The 3,022-nt window shown below is 62.8% G+C and carries 2 protein-coding genes; both read left to right on the forward strand.

What is annotated here, in order from left to right; all coding sequences use genetic code 11:
• On the forward strand, nt 1-2,163 hold a 2,163-nt coding region (locus MOV74_RS34870; protein ID WP_246931598.1), incomplete at its 5' end, for a TonB-dependent siderophore receptor.
• Between the two features lie 2 nt (nt 2,164-2,165).
• Nucleotides 2,166-2,855: a Fe2+-dependent dioxygenase gene (locus MOV74_RS34875; RefSeq protein ID WP_246931600.1), complete on the forward strand. Its 690-nt coding sequence runs from the start codon at nt 2,166-2,168 to the stop codon at nt 2,853-2,855.
• Nucleotides 2,856-3,022 lie beyond the last annotated feature (167 nt).

Genomic DNA, 3,022 nt, shown 5'->3' on the forward strand with positions numbered 1-3,022 from the left:
CGCAACGCGCTTCGTCGCGCCGCGCAACGCGAACAGGCGGCCCAGCAGGCGGCGCCGACTGCGCCGTCAGGCGCTCCCGACGGCAATCCCTATGCCGATCCGGCCGCGCCCTACAAGGTCGACCACGTCCAGGCCTCGGGCAAGTTTCCCGAGAAGATGCTGAACACCCCCAAGTCCATCACGGTGCTCAGCAAGGAAGTGCTCGAGGACAAGAACGCGACGACGCTCAAGGAGATCGGCCGCTCCACCGCAGGCGTGACGCTGGGCTCGGGCGAAGGCGGCAACGCCTTCGGCGACCGCTTCTTCATCCGCGGCTTCGACGCGCGCAACGACGTGTTCATCGACGGCATCCGCGATCCCGCCGTGTCCATCCGTGAGAACTTCTTCACCGAGCAGATCGAAATTCTGCGCGGGCCGGCATCGTCCTACGCCGGCCGCGGCACCGCCGGCGGCGCCATCAACATCGTCACCAAGCAGGCCGGTGATCGCAACTTCCAGCGCGTGGATTCCGAGTTCGGCACCGACATGACCAAGCGCGTCACGCTCGACGTCAACCAGGTCATCGACCCGACCTTCTCGGTGCGCACCGGCGGCCTGTTCCAGGACGCCAACGTGGCCGGCCGCAACTATGTGACCGACAATCGCTGGGGTTCCTTCATCTCGACCAAGTACACCCCGACCAGCGACATCAAGATCACCACGAACTATGTCCATACCGATCTCAGCGGCTATCCCGATTTCGGCGTGCCCTTTTACAGGCAGGGAAATGTGCCGGTGACCTCGGCCGGCATTCCGCGCGGCAACTGGTACGGCTTCCTCAATCGCGACTTCCAGACCGCGCGACAGGATTTCGGCACCGGCATCATCGAGTACAAGGTCAACGAGGCCATCACGCTGACGAGCAAGGTGCGCGGCGAGCACTCGGTGCTCAACTACATCGGCACGCTACCGCAGAACCCGATTACGACCAGCCCCAATCCGCTGCTCTGGACCACGACGGCGAGCGCGCAGAGCCGCTACCAGAACGTGGACGTGTGGGCCAACCAGAACGAGGCCACGTTCAAGCTCGACACCGGCGGGGTCAAGCACACCGCGGTGTTCGGCGTCGAGTATGCGAACGAGAACATCTCGATCGACCGCTATGCCGGTCTCGCGGCGGAGCTGGCCGGCTCGCCCTTCACGAGCGCCGGGGCCATCTCGGGCGTCAATCTGTATTCGCCTCAGTACACTAACCTCTCCGGCTTCGGCACGCCCTCACTGGTCGGAAATCCAACGCGCTACGGTGTCAACACCAGCAGCGTCTATGTGATGGACACCGCGAATTGGCAGGACACCATCATCGTCAACGGCGGCGTGCGCTACGACGGCTATAGCCAGAGCGCGTCGAACAATGCCAGCTATGTGAAGCAGAACGCCGATCTGGTGAACTACAACGTCGGCGTGGTCTACAAGCCGATGTCGATCGGCAGCATCTATGCAGCCTACGCGACCTCGGCCAATCCGTTCGGTTCTGAACTAGACGCGACCGCCACCGACTACGGCGGTGTTCCGCCCAACTCGACTCTCTTGCTCGGGCCCGAGCGCAACAAGGCGATCGAGCTCGGCACCAAATGGGAGCTTGCTGATCGCCACCTGCTGGTGACCGGTGCGCTGTTCCAGACCACCAAGGACAACGCGCGCGAGACCGTCGCCGGCCTGCTGACATCGGGCGCGGCCTATAGGATCCAGGGCATCGACATCGAAGCCGAGGGCAAGATCACCGATCGCTGGAGCATCTTTGGCGGCCTGGTGTTGATGCAGTCGAAGGTCACGCAGAGCGGCGTTGCCTCGAATCTCGGCCTGCAGCTTGCCAACGTTGCCCACCAGTCGTTCAGCATGCTGACCAAGTACAAGTTCGACGGCGGCTGGGAGCTCGGCGGGCAGGCGGTGTACCGCTCGAAGGTTTACGGCGGCACCTTTGCGGCCAACACCAACGAGTTGCCGAGCTATTGGCGCTTCGATGCGTTCGTCGAGAAGAAGATCGACCAGAACTGGACCATGAAGTTCTACGCGCAGAACCTGACCAACAAGCTCTATTACGACTCGTTCTATCGTAGCGCGGTGCCGTTCGTGGCGGTCGCGCCCGGCCGGGCGTTCTATGTCGTGACCACAGCGAAGTTCTGATCATGTTGACGTGCCTGCCGGGCGTTCTCAGCAAGGATGATGTGGCGGATTTCCGCCGCATCATGGACGCGAGCGAATGGGAGGACGGCCGCTCCACCGCCGGCGCGCAGTCGGCGATGGTCAAGCGCAACGAGCAACTGCCGCCCGATAGCGACGTCGCGCGAAAACTCGGCAACCGCATCATCTCGGCGCTGACGTCGAATCCGCGTTTCCTCGCGGCGGCAATCCCGCTCCAGATCTTCCCGCCGTTGTTCAACCGCTATGCGGCGAGCAGTGGCCACCATTTCGGCCTGCACGTCGACAACGCAATCCGCGGTGACCGTCTGACCGGCCTTCGCATCCGCACAGACCTGTCGGTCACGCTGTTCCTCGCCGAGCCGGAAGAGTACGACGGTGGCGAACTTGTGATCGAGGACACTTACGGCTCGCACGAAGTGAAGTTGCCAGCCGGCGACTGCGTGCTCTATCCCTCGACCAGCCTCCATCTCGTCACCCCCGTGACGAGGGGAACGCGGGTTGCGTCTTTCTTCTGGCTTCAGAGCATGATACGGGACGATCAAGCCCGGAGCATGATCTTTGACCTCGACACCGCGATACAGGCGCTGGTGGAACGGCTCGGGCGTGACGATCCCGAAACGGTCAAATTGACAGGTATCTATCACAACCTCATTCGCTACTGGGCCGAAGTATGAAGACCATGACCTCCAAAGCAAGCCTTGCCGCAGCCACGATGCTGGCGGCCGCCTGGCTCGCATCTCCCGCGAAACCGCCCGCAACCATCTCAAGTCGATCTTCTCGAAGACAGGAGCGCACCGCCAGTCGGAGCTGGTCACGCTGGTTTCGCAGTTGGGGTGAGCAT

It is taken from the genome of Bradyrhizobium sp. SHOUNA76 (genome assembly GCF_023006445.1).
In the GTDB taxonomy this organism is placed as follows: domain Bacteria; phylum Pseudomonadota; class Alphaproteobacteria; order Rhizobiales; family Xanthobacteraceae; genus Bradyrhizobium.